This is a genomic window from Streptomyces sp. NBC_01264, assembly GCF_026340675.1.
In the GTDB taxonomy this organism is placed as follows: Bacteria; Actinomycetota; Actinomycetes; order Streptomycetales; family Streptomycetaceae; genus Streptomyces.
Window position 1 is genome coordinate 3200243 of sequence record NZ_JAPEOX010000001.1, and the last position, 19782, is coordinate 3220024.

The following is a 19782-nucleotide window of genomic DNA, read 5'->3' on the forward strand; positions in this document are numbered from 1 at the left end:
GGGGCGGGTGGCCCGGGGGGTCAGACGTCCGTGATGCGCAGGCCTGCGTGGGCCTTGTAGCGGCGGTTGGTGGAGATCAGGTTGGCCACCAGGGACTCGACCTGGTGGGCGTTGCGCAGGCGGCCCGCGAAGACGCCGCGCATGCCCGGGATCCGGCCGGCGAGGGCCTGGACGATGTCGGTGTCGGCGCGGACCTCGCCGAGGACCATCACGTCGGTGTCGATCTCGTCGATCGACTCGTCCTGGAGGAGCACCGCCGAGAGGTGGTGGAAGGCGGCCGTGACGCGGGAGTCCGGCAGGAGGGCGGCGGCCTGCTGGGCGGCGCTGCCCTCCTCGACCTGGAGGGCGTACGCGCCCTGCTTGTCGAAGCCGAGCGGGTTGACGCAGTCGACCACGAGCTTGCCGGCGAGGTCCTCGCGCAGCGATTCCAGGGTCTTGGCGTGGCCCTCCCACGGCACCGCGATGATCACGACGTCGCTGCGGCGCGCGCACTCGGCGTTGTCCGCGCCCTCCACCCCGAGGCCGAGCTCGTCGGCGGCGGTCCGCGCGCGGTCGGCGGCGCGGGAGCCGATGATCACCTTCTGGCCGGCCCGGGCGAGCCGGTAGGCGAGGCCCCGGCCCTGGTCGCCGGTACCGCCGAGGACGCCTACGACGAGGCCGGACACGTCGGGGAGGTCCCACGGGTCCTTCGCGGGGGCCTTGGCGGGGGCCTGCGCGGGCTGCTGCGTGCTGTCTGTGGAGGTCATGGGGGCGAGGGTAACCGCGAGATCGTCAGACGCGAATGCGCGGACACTGTGAGATGCGCGAGGAGGCGGACCCGCCGAAGTGGGCGGGACCGGGGAGGGAGATGGGGGGAAGGGCTCCCGTATGTCCCTTCCATGGGGCAGGATGCCGATATGGACGCCGTGAGAGTCGCGCTGCTGCGCGAGGTGCTCGCCGGTACGGAGTGGCCCGGCGCCGCGCGCCGGTTCGCCGGGACGCTGCGGCGGTCGGTCGTTCCGGCCGGCGGGAACCTGCTGCTGGTCGGGACCGAGCAGTACGAGCCCTGGCACCTGGCGGCGCACCTGGTCGACGAGGCCGCCTGGTCGGGGCTGCCGGAGCTGGCACCCACGCTCGTACGCCACCACGTGCTGCCCGGTGACGCCCCGCACCTGTCGGTCGGCCTGAGCCGGCTGGAGGCGGCCCGGCGCGGTCACACCCTGCTGGTGGTGGCTCCTGAGCAGCCCGGGGACGGGCTGCTCGAGCGGGTGCACGACGCCCGGCGCGCGGGGGCGACCGTACTGTCCCTGGACGGCGGGGACCCGGATCTCGGGACGCTGGCGCACGAGGTGCTGTCCGTACCGGCGCAGGCCGCCGAGCTGGACCTGGACACGGTGCAGCACCTGGTCAGCGCCGCGGCCGGGGAGAACAGCCTGCCGGTGCAGCGCGGGCCGCGGCGGTTCCGTGACCGGCTGGCGCGGCTGGCCGACCAGCTCGCCGCGCCGCCGCCCAGCCGCTGGTAGCCGCGGACATGCGCGGCCGTGGCTACGGCGCGCCCGTGCCTTCCTCGGACTCGCGCGTCTTGTCGTTCCATTTGGGGTCGTTCTGCCATTCGAGATTGCGCTCCTGCGCCGTCTCCATGGCGTGGTTCGCCTCTTCGGGTGTCGCGTAGGGCCCGAAACGGTCCTTCGCCGGGCACTCGGGGCCTTCCTCGACCTTCTTGTGGACCAGGCAGTAGTACCACTCGCCGGGTTTGCCCACCTGGCGCTTCTTGAACAGGGCCATCGTCAGGCTCCTCTCTCTGTCGCCATGCTGCCCCATACCCGCTCGATACACTCGCTCGTATGTCTGGCCAGTCGCTGCTCGTACCAGGCGAGCTCACTCCCGTCCGTTCCGTTCCCGGAAACATCCGCCGGCCCGAGTACGTGGGCAAGCCCGCGCCCACTCCGTACACCGGACCGGAGGTGCAGACGCCCGAGACCATCGAGGCGATGCGCATCGCCGGCCGGATCGCCGCCCAGGCGATGGAAGAGGCCGCCAAGCACATCGCTCCGGGGGTGACCACCGACGAGCTGGACCGGGTCGCCCACGCATACATGTGCGACCACGGCGCCTACCCCTCGACGCTGGGTTACCGCGGCTTCCCGAAGTCCCTGTGTTCCTCGCTCAACGAGGTGATCTGTCACGGGATCCCCGACTCGACCGTCCTGCGGGACGGCGACATCGTCAACCTCGACGTGACCGCGTACATCGGCGGGGTGCACGGCGACAACAACGCCACGTACCTGTGCGGCGACGTGGACGAGGAGTCGCGGCTGCTCGTGGAGCGCACCCGCGAGGCCCTGAACCGGGCCATCAAGGCCGTCAGGCCGGGCCGCCAGATCAACATCATCGGCCGGGTCATCGAGTCGTACGCGAAGCGCTTCGGCTACGGCGTCGTCCGGGACTTCACCGGTCACGGGATCAACTCGTCCTTCCACTCCGGCCTGATCGTCCCGCACTACGACAGCCCGCACGCCACCACCGTCATCGAGCCCGGGATGACCTTCACCATCGAGCCGATGCTGACCCTGGGCACCCACGAGTACGACATGTGGGAGGACGGCTGGACGGTGGTCACGAAGGACCGCAAGCGGACCGCGCAGTTCGAGCACACACTGGTGGTCACGGACACCGGAGCGGACATCCTGACGCTCCCCTGAGCATCCCTGGGCATCCCCTGGGCAGAAGAACCGACCTCGCGGAGGCTTTTGCCGACAAGGCGTCGGGAACACATTGACTTAGGCAAGCCTAAGTAGGAGGATCGGGCGTGGCGGCACTCGCTGTCGCCACGTCCGGCTCCCCCTTTTTCTTCCGATTCCTCGGAGGTCCGTCTTGGACGCCTTCTCCACCGTCATCCGTGTCGCCTCGCACGAGCAGCACACTGAGGCCGAGACCTCGTCCTTCATGAGCGACCTGCTCGGCGGCCGGCTCGGGGTGGACGCCTACACGCGCTACACCGAGCAGCTGTGGTTCGTGTACCGGGCCCTGGAGGACGCGGCCGAATCCCTCCGGGACGACGCGGTGGCCGGGCCGTTCATACAGCCCGAGCTGATGCGCCTCTCCGAGATCGAGCGGGACCTGGCCCACCTGCGGGGTCCCGCGTGGCGCGAGACCCTGGTCGCGCTGCCCGCCACCGAGGCCTACACGGCCCGCGTGAGCGAGTGCGCCGCCTCCTGGCCGGGCGGGTACGTGGCCCACCACTACACCCGCTACCTGGGCGACCTCTCCGGCGGCCAGATCATCCGCGACAAGGCGGAGCGGACCTGGGGCTTCGAGCGCAAGGGCGACGGCGTCCGCTTCTACGTCTTCGCGGACATCTCCAACCCGGCCGCCTTCAAGCGGACCTACCGCGAGCTGCTGGACGCGATCGCCGCGGACGACCTGGAGAAGCAGCGCATCATCGACGAGTGCAAGCGCGCCTTCGACTTCAACGGCGCGGTCTTCCGCGAGCTGGGCGAGCAGTTCCCGCTGAGCGCGTAGCGCGTGCCGCCTGCGGCGGGCTGAACGGGGAAGGGGGTGGGCCCATCGGGCCCACCCCCTTCCGGGCTTCGCCCCCCAGGGCACGGCGGCCTGCGGCTCGGCGGCACCCCCGGGGCTCCACCCCGGACCCCGGTCGTCAAACGCCGGACGGCTGAGAAGCCCCCGCCCCCGCGCCTCAGAGGCCGGCGGGGCCGACTGCGGCGAAGCGGACGCGGCCGCCGATCTCCACCGTGCCGTCCGGGCCCGGGGCCGTGAGGATCTGGGAGCCCCTGCCCTGGGTGATGTTCAGGGCCCGGTTCAGCTCGGCCGTCAGCAGGATCGCCGCCGAGCCGGTGGCCTCGTCCTCGACGATCGCCCCACCGGGGCGGCGCGGGAAACCGCGGGCCCGGATCCGGCCCGCGGCCTCGTCCTCCCAGGCCCAGGCGTACAACCAGCCCTCGCCCGGCGGCGGTCCGGGCAGCGCCTCGACCGCGGCGGCGTCGGCGTACCGCTCGGTGCGCTTGCCCTCGACCCACTCGGGCCGGGCCGTGATCCAGGTGAACTCCCCGTCGTCGCGCGCCCATACGGCGCCCGCCGGGGGCTGGAGCTCCTCGATGTCGAGCAGCCACGCGACGCCGACCAACGGGTGCCCGGCGAAGGACATCCGGGTGCCGGGGGTGCGGATGTCGACGACCCCGCGTTCGGGATCGTCGACGAACACCGTCTCGCTGTAGCCGAGTTCGGCGGCCAGCGCCTGCCGTGACGCGTCGTCGGGGCAGGACCGGCCGTCGCGTACGACGCCGAGCGTGTTGCCGTGGCTGCCGTCACCCGCGCAGAAGACCCTCAGGACGTCGAGATCGTTCACGCGGGAATTGAAGCACGGGTCAGTTCTGGGCGGTGCGGCGCCTGCGCGCGACGAACACCGCGCCCGCGCCCGCTGCCACGATGGCGGCGGAGGAGCCGAGCAGGGCGCCCGCCGGGATCTCGGATCCGGTGGCGGCGAGGCCGCCTCCGACCGTGCCGCCGCCTCCGGTGCTGCCGGCGCCGCCGGTGCCGGCCGGGGTCGTGGGCAGGACGGCGTCCTTGTCCACGGAGACGGTCAGGTTGACGTCGTCCGCCCGGGTCCCCACCGGGTACATCGAGCCGGTGGTGTCGTTGGCGAAGGCCGCGGAGCCCTCGGCCGTGAGCGCGGTGCGGACCGCGTTGAGGGCGAGTACGCCGTCCTTGGTCTTGTAGTCGGCCTTCGCGAGGTCGAGCGTGGCGAACGGGATGTCCGCCTTGACCCCGGCGGGCGTCTTCACGTCCAGGACCAGGGTTCCCTTGTCGCCCTCGGCGTTGATGCGGACGTTGCCGAAGGTCATGTCGATGCCGTGGGCCGCGTACTGGAAGCGCAGGTTGCCGGCGAAGGTGGCGTTCAGCTTGCGCGCCTTGGTGTCGAGGGTGCCCTTGCCGCCGCCGAAGGCGAAGCTGTCGCCGTTCGCGACCGCGCCGTCCGCCGGGGTGACGGTGCCGCCCGCGGTCTGGACGTACTTGCGGAAGGACTCCTTGATGCCCCAGGCCAGCCTGCCGCTGAGGATCTGCTGCGGGCCGCCGGTCGCCGGGGAGCTGGTGGAGGCGGAGGGCGAGCCCGGCTTCGACGGGGACGGGGACGCGCTCTGGGAGGGGGACGCCGAAGCCGATGCCGACGGGGACGCGCTCTGGGAGGGGGAGGGGGACGTGGGGGCCGAGGCGGACGGGGAGGGACTGGGGGACGGCGGCGGCGGGAACTCCAGTACGGCCGTCAGCGGGTCGCCCGCCTTGTCCTTGTAGCTGTCCGAGCCGAGGAGCGCCGCGGCGTCGGCCGTCAGCGTGGTGCCCAGGTCTGCCATCGACTGCCCGCCGAAGGCGACCTTCGCGAAGCCGACGTCCTTCGTGAGCACGCCGTCCCGGGTGACGTCGACGATCAGCAGCTTCTTGCCGGTGTCGATGCGCAGGTTCGCGAGCTTCACCTCGAAGCGGTGCGCGGCCGACTTGAAGGTGACGCTGCCCTTGAAGGCGGCGGTCACGAGGTGGGTGGCCGGGTCGTACTGGCCGGTGGCCGAGCCGAAGGTGAAGCCCTTGGCGGTCTTCTTCGCGCCGTCGGCGACGGTGATCTCACCCTGGGCGATGGTCGTCACGTAGGTGCGGTAGCTCTCCAGGACGCCCCAGTCGAGGGTGCCGCCGACGACCGGGATCGCCGCGCGGGCGGCCTGGGCGTTGGCGCCCGCGGGGCCGGCGGCGGAGCCGGCCGCGGTGGCGGGCAGCACGAACGCGGTGGCGGCGATCGCGGCGGAGGTGGCCACGGCGGCCGCGAGGGCGATGGGACGGCGGATCGATGACATGGCGGAGTCTCCTGAAACGGGGGTGAAGGAGGGGGTGGTGCGGGGCGGGGCGGGGCTCGGGAAGGCACGGCGAAGCCGAGCCCTGGCGGTACGGGGCCCTGCGGGGCTTGTGCGGGGGTGCGGGGGTTGCGGGTGAGTGCGGTACGGGGCTTGCGGGCCGGGCCCTTCGGTCGGGCCCGGCCCGCACAGCGGGGCGGTGCGATGCCCGACGGGTGCGGGCCGTACGGGCGCTACGGGTCAGCCGCGCGGAGCGGCCCCGTCGGCCCCGGCGCCACCGGTGGAGCCCGGGGAGTCGGGCTTCCCGGGGGCCGGGACGGCCGGGGTTCCGGCGCCCGGAGCCGGGGCGTCCGTGCCCGGGGCCTGGGCCTGGGTCGGGGCGTCCGTGCCCGGAGCCGGGGCGGGGGCCTGGGCCGGGGCCGGGGTCGGTGCCGGAGCCTGGGCGCTCGGGGTCCGAGTCGGAGCCGGGGTCGCGGTGCCGGTGCCCGGCGGGGGCGTCGGCGGCTGGTTCTTCGTCCGGTTGCGCAGGGTCAGGAAGGCCGCTCCGCCCGCCAGGACGAGGGCGGCCACCGCGAGGGCCGCGTGCAGGCCGGTGTTGGAGGGCTCGTCCGGCTTCGCGGCGGTCGCCGGGGCCGGGGCCGGCGGGGCGGCCGGGGTGGCCGTGGAGCCGAGGTTCGGGAGGGCCGGGAGCTTCGCGGCTCCGTCGAGGGCTACCGCGAGGGAGACGGGGTCCATCTCGGTGCCGGATTTGTACATGGAGTTGAAGGCGGCGGCTCCGCCTTCCGTCAGCGTGGCCGGGGCTTCCGCGAGGGTGGCGAGGCCGCCCTCGGTCTTGAGGGCCTTGGCGTCGAACTCCACGAGCGGGACGGCGGGCTTGGTGTCCGTGCCGGTGGTGACGTCGGCGGAGAGCACGCCCTTGCCGTTCTCCACCTTGGCCGTGAACTTCGCGAGCTTCAGGTCGAGGTGCGCTCCGGTGAAGTGCACGGAGCCGGCGAAGGCGGCGTCAAGGGTGCCCTTCGCGCCGTCGTACGCGCCCTTGCCCTGCGGGAAGCGGAACAGCGCGCCGCCGTCCTGGGCGCCCTCGGCCAGCTCCCACTTGCCCTGGCCGATGGAGCCGGAGACGTACTCGCGGAAGGTGCGCCGCACGCCCCAGTCGACGGCGGCGTCGGTGAACTGCCCGGCGGCGGCCTGCGGGGAAGGGGAGGCGGACGGGGCACTCGGCGAGGGCGGGGCGGGCTGCTCGGCCGCCGCGGCCTTGACGTCCACGGACAGCGAGACCGGGTCGAGCTGCGCGCCCGCGGCGTAGTAGCCGGCGAAGGCCTTGGCGCCCTGGTCGGTGAGGGTGGCCGGGATGTTGGTGAGGGCGATCGGGCTGCCGCCGCCCTTCATGTTCACCCCGCCCACTCTCAGCTTGGCGAAGGGGACCTGGGAGGCGGTGGTGACCGCTCCGCCCTCCTTGGCCTTGCTGGAGACGTCCACGTAGAGGGTGCCGCTACCGCCGCTGATCTTGACGGTGGGCCGGCTGACGCTCATGTCCAGTTCGTACGTGCCGTCCGGCTTCTGGTGGCCCTGGAAGGTGACGCCGCCGCTGAAGGAGGCCTCCAGGGCGCCGCTGTCCGGGTCGTAGGAGCCGTTCGCGGAGTGGAAGCGGAACAGGCTGCCGCCCGCGGTGGCGGCTCCGCTCTTCAGCTTGAACCCACCTTTCGCCACCGGCCCGGTGACGTAACTCTGGAAGGAGGATTTAATGCCCCAGTCGAGCCGGCCGCCCTCCACGGTGCGGCCCGCGGCCTGGGCGGCGGTCGCCGGGAGCAGGGCTCCCAGCAGGGCCGCCAGGGTCGCCAGCAGGGCGACGGCGGAAGCACGGGCGGGTCCAGCGGACATGAATGTCCCCTCCAGGGTCTAGCGAGCGAGGTTAGGCTAACCTAAGCTACGTTCGGCCGGGTGTGAAACCCCCTGGCCCACGGAACCTTCGGAACCCTCGGAACCTCGGATCCGGGCCCAACTCCCAGTCGGACGATCAGGACGGTGCCTTCGTGCCTACGCCCGCCGCGTCAACCCGCGTGTCCCGCTTCGCCGTCGCCCTGACCTCCGTGGCCCTGGCACTCGCCGTGAGCGCCTGCGGAGGTACGGCCGCCCCCTCCCCCACCGCCGGAGCCGGCGCCCCCGCCCTCCCGGACCGGGTGGAACCGCTCGCCCAGGCACCCGCGCCCGTGCTTCCGGCGACCGTGGCCTCGGCGGACGGCGCGCAGGTCACCGTCACCTCGGCGGAGCGGGTGGTCCCGCTGACGGGCGGCCTCAACGAGATCGTGTTCACCCTCGGGCTCGGCCCCAAGGTCGTCGCCAAGGACATCACCGCCACCTTCGAACAGGCCGCGGACCTCCCGGTGGTGACGCGGGGCCACGACGTCTCCGCCGAGAGCGTGCTGTCGCTGCGTCCGACCCTGGTGCTGGCCGAGACCACCTCCGGCCCCGCCGAGGCGATCCAGCAGATCCGCGACGCGGGCGTCCCGCTGCTCGTGGTGGCCCCGGCCAAGTCCCTGGAGGACGTGGCGAAGCGGACCGGTACCGTCGCCGCCGCGCTGGGCGTCAAGGAGGCCGGTGCGCAGCTGAACCAGCGCACCGCCGACCGCATCGCCGCCGCCCGCAAGGCCCTGCCCGCCTCGGGCGAGAAGCCGCGCGTGGCCTTCCTCTACCTGCGCGGCACCGCCTCCGTGTACCTGATGGGCGGCTCCGACTCCGGCGCCGGCTCCCTGCTCGAGGCGGCCGGCGCGGTGGACACGGGCCCGGAGTCGGGGCTCGGCAAGGACTTCACCCCGATCACGAGCGAGGCCCTGGCGGCCGCCGCGCCCGACGCCATCCTCGTCATGTCCAAGGGCCTGGAGTCCGTCGGCGGCGTGGACGGGCTGGTCAAGATCCCGGGCGTGGCCCAGACCCCGGCGGGCATGGACCGGCGGGTGGTCACCGTCGACGACGGGGTCCTGCTCAACTACGGTCCGCGCACCGACCAGGTCCTGACCTCCCTCATCACCCAGCTCTACGGCAAGGCCTCCTGACGTGTCCCTCTCCTCCGAAGCCCCCGAGACGCCGCCCGCGCCGCCCGGAGCGGATCCCCTTCCCGCTCCCGGGCGGGCGACGTCCCGGGCCCTGCCCACCGCCGCCGGCGCACCGCCCCGGCGGCGGTGGGGTTCCGCCTGGCTCACCGGCGCGCTGGCCGCCGTGCTCGTCCTGCTCGCGCTGGTCTCCGCCGGAGTGGGGGCGTACGAGATCCCGCTCGGGGAGGTGATCGGGTCGGTGCAGCACCGCCTCGGCCTCGGGGGCGCCGCCCTCGACCGGGTCGGGGAGAGCGTGCTGTGGAACGTACGACTGCCCCGCGTGGTCCTCGCCCTGCTCGTCGGGGCCAGCCTCGGCTGCGCCGGGGCGTTGATGCAGGGGGTGTTCGGCAATCCCCTCGCCGAGCCCGGGGTCATCGGGATCTCGGCGGGTGCGGCCGTCGGCGCGGTCGCCGCGATCGGGCTGGGCCTGAGCTTCTTCGGCAACTGGACCATCACCGCCTGCGCGTTCGTCGCGGGGCTGGTCACCGTCGCCGCCGTGTACCTGCTGTCCCGCAACGGCGGCCGGACGGAGGTCGTCACCCTCATCCTGACCGGCATCGCCGTCAACGCCTTCGCGGGCGCCCTGATCGGCCTGTTCGTCTTCTTCGCGGACAGCGGCCAGGTCAACCAGATCACCTTCTGGCAGCTCGGCTCCCTCGCCCAGGCCACCTGGCCCAAGGTGCTGGCGGTCCTGCCCTGCGCCCTCGCCGGTCTGCTGGTCGCCCCCTTCTACGCGCGCAAGCTGGATCTGCTGTCCCTGGGCGAGCGCCCCGCCCGTCACCTCGGCGTCGACGTGGAGCGGCTGCGCCTCGCGCTGATCCTGGTCGTCGCGCTGCTCACGGCGGCGGCCGTCGCCGTGGCCGGGATCATCACCTTCGTCGGGCTGCTCGTACCGCACCTGCTGCGCATGGCCAACGGTCCGGGCCACCGCTTCCTGGTGCCCGGCAGCGCGCTGGCCGGAGCCGTGGTGCTGGCCGCCGGGGACCTGGCCGCCCGAACCCTCGCCCAGCCCGCCGAGCTGCCGCTCGGCGTCCTGACCGCCCTGCTCGGCAGCCCGTTCTTCTTCTGGCTGCTGCGCCGCACCTGCCGCAAGCAAGGAGGCTGGGCATGAGCGTCCGGCTGCGTTCCGGCCTCGCCGCACTGCGCCTGCGCGGGAGCAGGCGCACCGTTCCCGTCCGTCCGGCGCCCGGAGCGCCGCTCGCCGAGGTCACGGACCTGCGCGTACGGCTGGGCGGGCGCGAGGTGCTCGCCGGGATCGGGCTGACCGTGCGCGCCGGGGAGGTGCTGGCCCTGGTCGGGCCGAACGGCGCGGGCAAGTCCACCCTGCTGGCGGCCCTGTCCGGGGACCTGCCGGCCGCCTCCGGGGAGGTACGGATCCACGGTCGCCCGATGGCCGACTGGCCGGCCCCCGAGCTGGCCCTGCGCCGGGCGGTGCTCCCCCAGTCGGCGGAACTGGCCTTCCCCTTTCCCGTGGAGGACGTCGTACGGATGGGCCGCGCCCCCTGGGCGGGCACCGAGGCCGCCGGTTCCGACGAGGAGGCGGTGGCCGCCGCCATGGCGGCCACCGAGGTGACGGGCTTCGCGGCCCGCCCGTTCTCGGGGCTCTCGGGCGGCGAGCGGGCCCGGGTCGCGCTGGCCCGCGTACTGGCCCAGGCGGCCCCGCTCCTGATGCTCGACGAGCCGACGGCTGCGATGGACCTGCGCCACCAGGAGCTGGTGCTGCGGATCTGCCGGGAGCGGGCGGCGGCCGGGGACGGGGTCGTGGTGGTCCTGCACGACCTGGGCCTGGCGGCGGCGTACGCGGACCGGGTCGCCGTCCTGCACGACGGCCGGATCGCGGTGGACGGCCCGCCGGCGGAGGTGTTCGAGGAGGGGCTGCTGAGCCGGGTCTACCGCCAGCCCGTGGAGGTGCTCCCGCACCCGCGCACCGGGGCGCCGCTGGTGGTCCCCGTACGGGACGGGGAGCCGGGGAAGCCCGGAGGGGAGCATTCCGGCGTACGGAACGGTCACCTGGGCTTGACCTCCGCTTGACCTCGGCATGGGGGCGGCGTGGGGCACCCGTAACGGCCCCGTGTCCGACCCTCGAATGTGTGGGCTGAATCACTGGACGCACGGGTATGGGTCAGGTAAGCCTCGGTTAAGTTAGGTCCGCCTCACCGGCCGCCCCCACTAGATCGGGGCGGTCGTCTGCCGAACGCCAGACTGCCAGGAGCCCCCTATGCGCCCCGTCCGCCTCTCCGTCGTCACCGCGGCAGCCGTCGTGGCCGCCCTCACCGCGGTCACCGGCTGCTCCGAGAAGAGCGACGCGTCCGGCGACGGCACCATCAAGGTGGCGGCGTCCGACTCCGCGTGCGAGGTCTCCACCAAGGAGTTCCCCGCGGGCAAGGTCGCCTTCGAGGTCGAGAACAAGGGCTCCAAGGTCACCGAGCTCTACGTGCTCTTCCCCGACGACCGCATCGTCGCCGAGCGCGAGAACATCGGCCCCGGCACCAAGGCCACCATCACCGCCGAGCTCAAGGCGGGCGACTACGAGATCGCCTGCAAGCCCGGCATGAAGGGCGACGGCATCCGCCAGCAGGTCAAGGCCACCGGCACGGGCGGCACCGAGAAGCGCAGCCCCGAGGCCGACGCCGCGGTCGCCGCGTACCGCAAGTACGTGCAGGAGCAGGCCGACGAGACCATCCCGAAGGCGCAGGCCTTCGCGGACGCGGTCAAGGCCGGCGACGTCGAGGCCGCGAAGAAGGCGTACGCCCCCTCGCGCATCGGCTGGGAGCGCACCGAGCCGGTCGCCGAGTCCTTCGGTGACATCGACCCGAAGGTCGACGTCCGCGAGGACGGCCTGGAGGCGGGCCAGGACCCGGAGAAGGACTGGACCGGCTGGCACAAGCTGGAGAAGTCCCTCTTCGAGGGCAACAAGATCGACGACAACGACAAGAAGCTCGCCGACACCCTGATGGCCGACCTGGCCGTGTGGCAGAAGAAGGTCGGCCAGGCGGAGATCACCCCCACCTCGATGGCGAACGGCGCCAAGGAGCTCCTCGACGAGGTCGCCACCGGCAAGGTGACGGGTGAGGAAGAGCGCTACAGCCACACCGACCTGGTCGACTTCAAGGCCAACGTCGAGGGTGCGGAGAAGGCGTTCGAGCTGCTCAAGCCGATCACCTCGAAGACGGACCCCGCGCTCACCACCGAGCTGGAGAAGCAGTTCGCGGCGCTGAACAACCTGCTGGAGAAGTACCGCCCGAACAAGGCCGCCTACGAGTTCACCTCGTACGACAAGGTCGGCGAGGCCGAGCGCAAGGAGCTCTCCGACGGCGTCAACGCCCTGGCGGAGCCGCTCTCGAAGCTCGCCGCCGCGGCCGCGAAGTAACTCCGGAACAGCAGAGCAGGCGGGAGAACCTCACATGAGCGAGTCGGTGTCCGGGCAGCAGCCCGCGCAGGACGAGCCGCACGGCGCGCCCGAAGCCGCACCGGAGCAGACGGGCCCGGTCACCGGCGCGCCCTCGCGCCGGGCCGTCCTCGGCTGGGGCGGCGCGGGCCTCGCGCTCGGCGCGGCGGCGGCCGGCGGTACGGCCATCGCCCTGAACTCCAGCCCCGACATGGTCTCGGCGGCCTCGGCCGGCGCGGCCGTGCCGTTCCACGGTGAGCACCAGGCCGGCATCGCCAGCGCCGTCCAGGACCGCCTGCACTTCGCCGCCTTCGACGTGAAGACGAAGGACCGCGCCGAGCTGGTCCAGCTCCTCAAGGACTGGACCGAGGCGGCCCGGCTGATGACGGCCGGGCAGCCCGTCGGCGAGGGCGGCTACGGCGGCCTCCCGGAGGCCCCGCCGGACGACACGGGCGAGGCGCTGGGCCTGAAGGCCTCCCGCCTCACCCTGACGATCGGTTTCGGGCCGGGCCTGTTCGCCAAGGGCCGCTTCGGCCTGGAGGGCAAGCGCCCCGGCGCCCTGATCGACCTGGAGCTCTTCCCCGGCGACAACCTCGACGCGGCCCGCTCGGGCGGCGACCTGTGCGTGCAGGCCTGCGCCGACGACCCGCAGGTCGCGGTGCACGCCATCCGCCAGCTCGCCCGCATCGGCTTCGGCAAGACGGCGGTGCGCTGGTCGCAGCTCGGCTTCGGCAAGACCTCCTCGACCACCCCGGACGAGCAGACCCCGCGCAACATGATGGGCTTCAAGGACGGCACCCGGAACATCTCGGGCACCGACAAGGCGGCCCTGGACAAGCACGTGTGGGTCGGCGCCGGCGACGGCAGCGACTGGCTGGCCGGTGGCTCGTACCTCGTGGCGCGCCGGATCCGGATGAACATCGAGACGTGGGACCGCACGCCCCTGGGCGAGCAGGAGGACATCTTCGGCCGCGACAAGGGCGAGGGCGCCCCCGTCGGCAAGTCCAAGGAGCGCGACGAGCCGTTCCTGAAGGCGATGAAGCCCGAGGCGCACGTCCGCCTCGCGCACCCGGACTCCAACGACGGTGCGACGATCCTGCGCCGCGGCTACTCCTTCACCGACGGCACGGACGGACTGGGCCGCCTCGACGCGGGCCTGTTCTTCCTCGCCTACCAGCGCGACGTGCGCACCGGCTTCGTACCGATCCAGCGCAAGCTGGCGAAGTCCGACGTCCTCAACGAATACATCCAGCACGTGGGTTCGGCCGTCTTCGCTGTCCCGCCGGGCGTCCGCGACAAGGACGACTGGTGGGGCCGGACGCTGTTCGCGTAAGGGACCGGGAGAACCGAAGTGTTCAGCAACTATCTGATCGGGCTGCGCGAGGGGCTGGAAGCCAGCCTCGTCGTCTGCATCCTCATCGCCTACCTGGTCAAGACCGGGAACAAGGACAAGCTGGGGCCGCTGTGGCTGGGCGTCGGCCTGGCCGCCGCCCTGTCCCTGGCCTTCGGCGCCGGTCTCGAATTCGGCACGCAGGAACTGACCTTCAAGGCCCAGGAGGCGATCGGCGGCACCCTGTCGATCGTCGCGGTCGGCCTCGTCACCTGGATGGTCTTCTGGATGAAGCGCACCGCACGGCACCTGAAGGCCGAGCTCCAGGGCAAGCTCGACGCGGCGCTCGCGATGGGCACCGGCGCCCTGGTGGCGACGGCGTTCCTGGCCGTCGGCCGGGAGGGCCTGGAGACCTCGCTGTTCGTGTGGCGCTCGGTCCACGCGGCCGGTGACGGAGCGGCCCCGCTGATCGGCGTGCTGCTCGGCATCGGCTCGTCGATCCTCCTGGGCTGGCTGTTCTACCGGGGCGCGCTGAAGATCAACCTGTCGAAGTTCTTCATGTGGACCGGCGGCATGCTGGTGGTGGTCGCCGCAGGCGTGCTCGCGTACGGCGTCCACGACCTCCAGGAGGCCGACTTCCTGCCGGGGCTGACCGACAAGGCCTTCGACATCAGCTCCACGATCCCGCCGGACAGCTGGTACGGGACCCTGCTGAAGGGCACCCTCAACTTCCAGCCGGACCCGACCGTGCTCCAGGTCGTCGTGTGGGCCCTGTACCTGGTCCCGGTGCTCGCCCTGTTCCTGGCGCCGTCCCTGGTCAAGCGCGCCAAGTCGGAGCCGAAGCCGGAGTCGGCGGCGAGCGGCTCCTGAGTCACCAGAGCCTGTCGAGGGTCCCCGGGTAGACGGGGACCCGGATGCCGGTGAAGGCCGCGCGGACCTGGTCCGCGCGGCCTTCGTCGTCGCCGGTGAAGAACGCCCGGCTACGGGATCAGCGCCCCCGTGCCGCTCACCCGGACCCGGGTGTCGCCGGAGCGCAGCTCGACGGTGAGCACGCCGGGGCGGCCCATGTCGGCGCCCTGGTGGAGGGTCAGCACGGCTTCGTCGGGGACGAGGCCGAGCTCGCGGGCGTACGCCCCGAAGGCGGCCGCGGCCGCGCCGGTCGCCGGGTCCTCGACGACGCCGCCGACCGGGAAGGGGTCGCGTACGTGGAACTCCGCCGGGCCGGCCCGGTAGACGAGCTGGACGGTGGTGAGGTCGAGGCGCAGCATCAGCGCCTCCAGCCGGTCGAAGTCGTACGCGAGGTCGGCGAGCCGGGCCCGGGTGGCGGCGCCGAGCACCAGGTGGCGGGCGCCCGCGTAGGCGATCCGAGGCGGGAACGCCGGGTCCAGGTCGGCGGCGGGCCAGTCCAGTGCGGCCAGGGCCTCGGCGAGGTCGGCCGGGTCCAGGTCCTCGGTGTGCGGTTCGACGCTGGTCAGGGTGGCGCGCAGGCCGCCGGCCCCGTCCTCCCGGGTCACCGACACCGGCACCGTGCCCGCGCGGGTGGCGAAGACCAGCTCGCCCGGGCCGATCCGCTCGCCCAGGGCCACGGCGGCGGCCACGGTGGCGTGCCCGCAGAAGGGGACCTCGGCCTTGGGGCTGAAGTAGCGCACGGTGAAGGCCCTGCCCGGCTCCCCGCCCAGGCCCTCGGGCGGGGCGGTGAGGAAGGCCGACTCGCTGTAGTCCAGTTCGGCGGCGATCTTCAGCATGGCGGCCTCGTCGAGGCCCGCGGCGTCGAGGACGACGCCGGCGGGGTTGCCGCCGGCCGGGTCGTCGGAGAAGGAGGTGTAACGCAGTACGCCGGTCATGATGGCCTCAACGGTGCACCCCGGGCCCGCATTCCCGAATCCGGAGCGTATGCGCAGGTCGGGACGGGGGCGGGCACGGGGCGGGGCACGGGAGCCGGACCGGGTGCGGGGCCGAACCGGGTCAGCCGCGCCCGATGTAGGGCATCGCGGTCGCCATCACGGTCGCGAACTGCACGTTCGCCCCGAGCGGGAGCTCCGCCATGTGCAGCACCGTGCGCGCCACGTCGGCCGCGTCCATGACGGGCTCCACCGCGAGCTGTCCGTTGGCCTGCATGATCCCGGTCTGCATCCGCTCGGTCATCTCGGTGGCCGCGTTGCCGATGTCGATCTGCCCGCACGCGATCCCGTACGGACGCCCGTCCAGGGACAGGGACTTCGTCAGGCCGGTCATGGCGTGCTTGGTCGCGGTGTACGCGATCGAGTTCGGCCGGGGCACGTGCGCCGAGATGGAGCCGTTGTTGATGATGCGGCCGCCCTGCGGGTCCTGGGCCTTCATCACCCGGAAGGCCGCCTGCGCGCAGAGGAAGGAGCCGGTGAGGTTGACGTCGACCACCGAGCGCCAGGCCTCGTAGGAGATGTCCTCCAGCGCGACCCCGGCCGGGCCGAAGGTGCCCGCGTTGTTGAAGAGCAGGTCGACCCGCCCGTAGCGCTCCCGGACGGTCTCGAAGAGCGCGGCCACGTCGTCCGGGTCGCTCACGTCGGCCCGGACGCAGAGCACCTCGGCGTCCGGGTGGGCGGCCCTGGCGGCCTCGGCGGTCTCTTCCAGCGGCCCGCTCCTGCGGCCGGCCACCGCCACCGCCCATCCGGCGGCGGCCAGCGTGATGGCCACGGAACGGCCGATCCCGGATCCGGCTCCGGTCACCACGGCGATCTGCTTCATGCGTGCGTTCATGGGGCCGCAGGCTACGTCACAGGGCGCATCGGCTCCGGGACGTTCCGATTGCTGAGAACATGGGGCGATCAGGGGGTGTGAAGACACGATAAGAAGACTGGAGTTCCGTATGCCGGAGCGAGGCCACGCGACAGCGCCCTCGAAGGATTCGTCACCCGCGATTCCCTCCCCCCTCACCACCGCTCCCCTCACGGCCGCCCGCCGGACGGGACTGCTCGTCACCTTCATCCTCGGCGGACTCACCGCCCTCCCCCCGCTGTCCATGGACATGTACCTGCCGGCCCTGCCGACGGTGACCACGGCCCTGAACAGCCCGGCGGCGACCGTCCAGCTCACCCTCACCGCCTGCCTCGCCGGCATGGCCCTGGGCCAGCTGGTGATCGGCCCGATGAGCGACAAGTGGGGCCGTCGCCGCCCCCTGCTCATCGGCATGGTCGTCTACGTCCTCGCCACCGCCATCTGCGCCTTCGCCCCGACCGTCGAGCTGCTGATCGCCTTCCGGCTGCTCCAGGGCCTGGCCGGCGCGGCCGCGATCGTGATCGCGCGGGCCGTCGTGCGCGATCTGTACGACGGGGTCGAGATGGCCCGGTTCTTCTCCACCCTGATGCTCATATCCGGCGTGGCGCCGATCATCGCCCCGCTCATCGGCGGCCAGGTGCTGCGCTTCGCCGACTGGCGCGGGGTGTTCGTCGTCCTCACCGTCGTGGGGGCCCTGCTGACCCTCCTGGTCTGGCGCAGGCTCGGCGAGACCCTGCCGCCCGAACGGCGCCAGACCGGCGGCGTCGGCGCCGCGCTGCGGACCATGCGCGGACTGTTCGCCGACCGCGTCTTCGCCGGCTACACACTGGCCGGCGGGTTCTCCTTCGCGGCGCTGTTCGCGTACATCTCCGCCTCGCCGTTCGTCGTGCAGGAGATCTACGGGGCTTCGGCCCAGACCTTCAGCCTGCTGTTCGGCGTCAACTCCCTCGGGCTGATCGCGGTGGGCCAGATCAACGGCAAGCTGCTGGTCGGCCGGGTCAGCCTGGACAAGGTGCTGGGGTACGGACTCGCGGTCATCACGGCCGCCTCGGTCGCCCTGCTCCTCATGACCGCCGGGGTCTTCGGCGAGGTCGGGCTCTTCGCGATCTGCGCCGGGCTGTTCGTCCTGATGTCCGCGATGGGCCTGGTGCTGCCGAACACCAACGCGCAGGCCCTGATGCGCGCCCCGCACGCGGCCGGCTCGGCCTCCGCCCTGCTCGGCACCTCCTCCTTCCTGGTCGGAGCGGTGGCCTCCCCCCTGGTCGGCATCGCGGGCGAGGACACGGCGGTACCGATGGCCCTGGTGCAGGCGGCCTGCTCCTTCCTGGCGGTCCTCTGCTTCGTCGCCCTGTGCCGTCCGTGGCGCACCGGCTCCGCGCCGGCAACGCCCACGGCCTGACCGTCCGGGCCGGGACCGGGCTTCGGCCCCGGTCCCGGCCCGTCCCCCGCCCCGTAAACTTGGCGGGTGAACGACACCGCCACCACCACCGCCGAAACCCTGCGCAGCGCCCTCGCCGGGCTGCTCGAAGGCCTCCCACAGAAGCAGGCCACGGCCGCCGTGGAGCGGCTGATCGCCAACTACCGCGGCACCATCCCGACCCACACCCCGGTCCTGCGCAACCGCTCCGACGTGGCCGCGTACGCGGCGTACCGGATGCCCGCCACCTTCGAGGCCGTACGGTCCGCCCTGGACGGGCTCGCCGAGGCCGCCCCGGGCTGGTCCCCGGCCTCGCACGTGGACGTGGGCGGCGGCACCGGCGCGGCGGCCTGGGCCGCGGACTCCCTCTGGGGCGGGCCGCGCGAGACCGCGGTACTGGACTGGGCCGACCCCGCCCTGGTCCTCGGCAAGGAGCTGGCCGCGGCTTCCTCCTCCCCCGCGCTGCGGGCCGCCGAGTGGCGCCAGAGCGTCATCGGGGCGGGCATGAACCTCCCCGCGGCGGACCTGGTGACGGTCTCCTACGTGCTGGGCGAACTCACCCCCGAGGCCCGCCGCGAGGTCGTCGCCGAGGCGGCGCGGGCCGGTCAGGCCGTGGTGCTGGTCGAGCCGGGCACGCCGGAGGGGTACCTGCGCATCCGCGAGGCCCGCGACCAGCTGATCGAGGCCGGGTTCCAGGTGGCCGCTCCGTGTCCGCACGACGGGACCTGCCCGATCGAGGTCGGCAAGGACTGGTGCCACTTCTCGACGCGGGTCAGCCGCTCCTCCCTGCACCGCCAGGTCAAGGGCGGCTCCCTCTCCTACGAGGACGAGAAGTTCAGCTACGTGGCCGCCACCCGCTTCCCGGTGGAGCCGGCCGCCTCCCGGATCACCCGCAGACCGCAGATCCGCAAGGGGCTGGTCCTGCTGGAACTGTGCGGACCCGAGGCCGAGGGGCAGACCAAGGTGAATGTGACCAAGCGCCACGGGGACCTGTACAAGGCCGCCCGGGACGCCGACTGGGGCCAGGAGTGGCCGCCCCCGCAGGACGCGTAGGGGGCTTGAGTCCGTAGGGGCCCGAGCCCGCAGGCCCGGGCCCCTCGTCCGGACGTGCGCCGCCGGCTAGGGCCTCAGCTCCTGCGTGCAGCACTTCACGCTGCCGCCGCCCTTGAGCAGCTCCCCCAGGTCCATCGGGACCGGTTCGAACCCCCGCTCCCGCAGGGGGGCGAGGAGTCCGGTCGCCTCCTGCGGGAGCAGCACGTGCCGGCCGTCGGAGACCGCGTTGAGCCCGAGGGCCGCCGCGTCCTCGGCCCGCGCGATCAGCGCGTCGGGGAAGAGCCGGCGCAGTACGGCCCGGCTGCCCTCGGAGAAGGCGTCCGGGTAGTACATGATCTCGTCGCCGTCGAGCACGGACAGGGCCGTGTCCAGGTGGTAGTAGCGCGGGTCGACCAGGTCGAGACCGATGACCGGGCGGCCGAAGAACTCCTGGGCCTCGTCGTGCGAGAGCGGGCTGGAGCGGAAGCCCCGGCCGGCCAGGAGGTAGGTGGCGGTGACGGCGAAGTCACCCTCTCCCTCGTTGACGTGGGACGGCTCGTGGACGTCCTGGAAGCCGTTCGCACGGAACCAGTCGAGGTGGATCTCCGCCTCGGCGGCCCGCTCGGGGTAGGCGAACCGCGCACCCAGCACCCGGCCGTCGACGACGAGGGCGCCGTTCGCCGCGAAGACCATGTCGGGCAGTCCCCGGTCGGGGACGAGGGTCTCGACGGTGTGGCCCAGGGCCACGTAACGGTCGCGGAGGTCCTCCCACTGGGCCATGGCCAGGGGCAGGTCCACCGGTTTCGTGGGGTCCATCCACGGGTTGATGGAGTACGTGACCTTGAAGTGCGCGGGTGGGCACATCAGGTAACGCCGGGGTGTGGCGTCTCTGCGCAATGAAGGCTCCTCACGGTGATGAGAAGAGAATCGTC

18 protein-coding genes and 1 pseudogene are annotated in these 19782 nt (G+C 72.9%); 11 read left to right on the plus strand and 8 right to left on the minus strand.

Features of this window, described 5'->3' with window-relative positions; genetic code table 11:
- Positions 1 to 20: 20 nt before the first annotated feature.
- Positions 21 to 746: an NADPH-dependent F420 reductase gene (npdG, locus tag OG435_RS14580; protein ID WP_266877257.1), complete on the minus strand. Its 726-nt coding sequence runs from the start codon at positions 744 to 746 to the stop codon at positions 21 to 23.
- A gap of 150 nt (positions 747 to 896) precedes the next feature.
- Between npdG and OG435_RS14585 the strand changes: the two genes are divergently transcribed.
- Positions 897 to 1502, plus strand: a complete 606-nt coding sequence (locus OG435_RS14585; RefSeq protein WP_266877258.1) for a hypothetical protein — start codon at positions 897 to 899, stop codon at positions 1500 to 1502.
- A gap of 22 nt (positions 1503 to 1524) precedes the next feature.
- Here OG435_RS14585 and OG435_RS14590 read toward each other — a convergent pair whose 3' ends face one another.
- Complete coding sequence (locus OG435_RS14590; RefSeq protein WP_266877259.1) at positions 1525 to 1764, minus strand: hypothetical protein; 240 nt, start codon at positions 1762 to 1764, stop codon at positions 1525 to 1527.
- A 59-nt stretch (positions 1765 to 1823) separates the two neighbouring features.
- Between OG435_RS14590 and map the strand changes: the two genes are divergently transcribed.
- Both map and OG435_RS14600 read left to right on the plus strand, forming a co-directional pair.
- Complete coding sequence (gene map, locus OG435_RS14595) at positions 1824 to 2681, plus strand: type I methionyl aminopeptidase (RefSeq protein ID WP_266877260.1); 858 nt, start codon at positions 1824 to 1826, stop codon at positions 2679 to 2681.
- Between the two features lie 172 nt (positions 2682 to 2853).
- On the plus strand, positions 2854 to 3501 hold the full coding sequence (locus OG435_RS14600) for a heme oxygenase (biliverdin-producing) (protein WP_266877261.1): 648 nt from the start codon (positions 2854 to 2856) through the stop codon (positions 3499 to 3501).
- Positions 3502 to 3676: 175 nt separating this feature from the next.
- On the opposite strand, the gene OG435_RS14605 is transcribed toward OG435_RS14600, so the two are convergent.
- From OG435_RS14605 to OG435_RS14615, 3 genes are all read right to left on the minus strand, one after another.
- Positions 3677 to 4345 carry a PhzF family phenazine biosynthesis protein gene (locus OG435_RS14605; RefSeq protein WP_266877262.1) on the minus strand — a complete coding sequence of 223 codons (669 nt, stop codon included), beginning with the start codon at positions 4343 to 4345 and terminating at the stop codon, positions 3677 to 3679.
- A gap of 19 nt (positions 4346 to 4364) precedes the next feature.
- Positions 4365 to 5840: an HtaA domain-containing protein gene (locus OG435_RS14610; protein WP_266877263.1), complete on the minus strand. Its 1476-nt coding sequence runs from the start codon at positions 5838 to 5840 to the stop codon at positions 4365 to 4367.
- A 237-nt stretch (positions 5841 to 6077) separates the two neighbouring features.
- Positions 6078 to 7718, minus strand: coding sequence for an HtaA domain-containing protein (locus OG435_RS14615; RefSeq protein WP_266877264.1), 1641 nt, complete (start codon positions 7716 to 7718; stop codon positions 6078 to 6080).
- Positions 7719 to 7870: 152 nt separating this feature from the next.
- On the opposite strand from OG435_RS14615, the gene OG435_RS14620 reads away from it, so the two are divergent.
- The 6 genes from OG435_RS14620 (at position 7871) to efeU (ending at position 14517) form a co-directional block, all read left to right on the plus strand.
- Positions 7871 to 8890, plus strand: a complete 1020-nt coding sequence (locus OG435_RS14620) for a heme/hemin ABC transporter substrate-binding protein (protein WP_266877265.1) — start codon at positions 7871 to 7873, stop codon at positions 8888 to 8890.
- A gap of 91 nt (positions 8891 to 8981) precedes the next feature.
- Positions 8982 to 10040: a FecCD family ABC transporter permease gene (locus tag OG435_RS14625; protein WP_266881745.1), complete on the plus strand. Its 1059-nt coding sequence runs from the start codon at positions 8982 to 8984 to the stop codon at positions 10038 to 10040.
- Entirely contained in the window at positions 10037 to 10960 is a 924-nt protein-coding gene (locus tag OG435_RS14630) for a heme ABC transporter ATP-binding protein (RefSeq protein ID WP_266877266.1), read from the plus strand. Before OG435_RS14625 ends, OG435_RS14630 begins: the two co-directional genes overlap by 4 nt.
- 187 nt (positions 10961 to 11147) lie before the next feature.
- Positions 11148 to 12299: an iron uptake system protein EfeO gene (efeO, locus tag OG435_RS14635; RefSeq protein WP_266877267.1), complete on the plus strand. Its 1152-nt coding sequence runs from the start codon at positions 11148 to 11150 to the stop codon at positions 12297 to 12299.
- Between the two features lie 34 nt (positions 12300 to 12333).
- Complete coding sequence (gene efeB, locus OG435_RS14640) at positions 12334 to 13650, plus strand: iron uptake transporter deferrochelatase/peroxidase subunit (protein ID WP_266877268.1); 1317 nt, start codon at positions 12334 to 12336, stop codon at positions 13648 to 13650.
- Positions 13651 to 13668: 18 nt separating this feature from the next.
- Positions 13669 to 14517: an iron uptake transporter permease EfeU gene (efeU, locus tag OG435_RS14645; RefSeq protein WP_266877269.1), complete on the plus strand. Its 849-nt coding sequence runs from the start codon at positions 13669 to 13671 to the stop codon at positions 14515 to 14517.
- A 110-nt stretch (positions 14518 to 14627) separates the two neighbouring features.
- On the opposite strand, the gene OG435_RS14650 is transcribed toward efeU, so the two are convergent.
- Positions 14628 to 15491 (minus strand): PhzF family phenazine biosynthesis protein, encoded by an 864-nt coding sequence (locus OG435_RS14650; protein ID WP_266877270.1) that lies wholly within the window; start codon positions 15489 to 15491, stop codon positions 14628 to 14630.
- Positions 15492 to 15612: 121 nt separating this feature from the next.
- Positions 15613 to 16383: an SDR family oxidoreductase gene (locus tag OG435_RS14655; RefSeq protein WP_266877271.1), complete on the minus strand. Its 771-nt coding sequence runs from the start codon at positions 16381 to 16383 to the stop codon at positions 15613 to 15615.
- A 109-nt stretch (positions 16384 to 16492) separates the two neighbouring features.
- Here OG435_RS14655 and OG435_RS14660 point away from each other — a divergent pair, with 109 nt between their 5' ends.
- Entirely contained in the window at positions 16493 to 17800 is a 1308-nt protein-coding gene (locus OG435_RS14660) for a Bcr/CflA family multidrug efflux MFS transporter (protein ID WP_266877272.1), read from the plus strand.
- Positions 17801 to 17866: 66 nt separating this feature from the next.
- A complete protein-coding gene (locus OG435_RS14665; RefSeq protein ID WP_266877273.1) occupies positions 17867 to 18871 on the plus strand; it encodes a small ribosomal subunit Rsm22 family protein in 1005 nt (334 codons plus the stop codon).
- Between the two features lie 66 nt (positions 18872 to 18937).
- On the opposite strand, the pseudogene ddaH reads toward OG435_RS14665, so the two are convergent.
- Positions 18938 to 19756: pseudogene (gene ddaH, locus OG435_RS14670) on the minus strand (dimethylargininase); the annotation flags it as partial.
- Positions 19757 to 19782: the final 26 nt, after the last annotated feature.